This window comes from Cupriavidus sp. FW306-01-F10A (genome assembly GCF_058782785.1).
This window is the reverse complement of the sequence record NZ_JBYSYA010000053.1, coordinates 1-1,334: the sequence shown is the minus strand read 5'-3', so window position 1 is coordinate 1,334 and position 1,334 is coordinate 1. Positions and strand designations below refer to the sequence as shown.

Below are 1,334 nucleotides of genomic sequence, written 5' to 3'. Positions count from 1 at the left end.
TTCGCCACCGGCATGGTGAACTCAGCGCCCTTGGCGATCGAATCCGGCCAGCGCTGCATCACGCTCTTGTAGCGCGTGTAGAAACGCACGCCCTCCTCGCCATAGGCATGGTGGTCACCGAACAGCGAGCGCTTCCAGCCGCCAAACGAGTGCCACGCCATCGGCACCGGGATCGGCACGTTGATGCCGACCATGCCGATCTGAATCTGCCGCGCGAATGCACGCGCGATGCCGCCGTCGCTGGTATAGCACGATACGCCGTTGCCGTACTCATGCGCATTGATCAGCGCCACCGCTTCGGCAAAGTCATGCACGCGCACTACCGACAGCACCGGGCCGAAGATCTCTTCCTTGTAGATCGTCATGTCCGGCTTGACGTGGTCGAACAGCGTGCCGCCGACATAGAAGCCGTTCTCATGGCCGGGTACGGTATGACCGCGGCCATCCGTGACCAGCGTCGCGCCCTCTTCCACGCCCTTGGCGATATAGCCCTCCACCTTCGCCTTGTGCGCAGCGGTTACCAGCGGACCCATTTCGGCGTCGGACTCCATGCCGTTGCGGATCTTCAGCGAGCTGGCGCGTTCGGCGAGCCGCGGCACGAGCTTGTCGGCGACATCGCCCACGGCCACGGCGACCGAGATCGCCATGCAGCGTTCGCCGGCAGAACCATACGCGGCACCGATCAGCGCATCGACCGCCTGGTCGAGATCCGCATCGGGCATCACCACAAGATGGTTCTTGGCGCCGCCCAATGCCTGCACGCGCTTGCCGTGCTTGGTGCCTTCCGTATAGATGTACTCCGCAATCGGCGTCGAACCGACGAACGACAGCGCCTGCACATCCGGATGCGCCAGCAGTGCATCGACCGCTTCCTTGTCACCCTGCACCACGTTGAACACGCCATCGGGCAATCCCGCCTGGCGCAGCAGGTCGGCAATCAGCAGGCTCGGCGACGGATCGCGTTCCGACGGCTTCAGCACGAAGGTATTGCCGCAGGCGATCGCCACCGGGAACATCCACATCGGCACCATCACCGGGAAGTTGAACGGCGTGATGCCGGCCACCACGCCCAGCGGCTGGCGCAGGTTCCAGTTGTCGATGCCGCCGCCGATGTTGTCGGTGAAGTCGGTCTTGAGCAGGTTGGGGATGCCGCAGGCAAATTCCACCACCTCGATGCCGCGCGTGACTTCGCCTTTTGCGTCCGAGAACACCTTGCCGTGCTCGCGCGTGATCAGCGCGGCCAGGTCGTCGTGGTGCTGGTCGAGCAGCTCCTTGAACTTGAACAGGATGCGCGCGCGGCGCAGCGGCGGGGTGTCGGCCCAGGCGGGGAATGC

Annotated in this window: 1 protein-coding gene; it reads right to left on the bottom strand. The window is 64.6% G+C overall.

Translation table 11 applies throughout. From position 1 onward, the window contains the following. The coding region (locus AC3WLF_RS31300) for a CoA-acylating methylmalonate-semialdehyde dehydrogenase (protein ID WP_492359308.1) at nt 1-1,334 on the bottom strand (1,334 nt) is incomplete at both ends.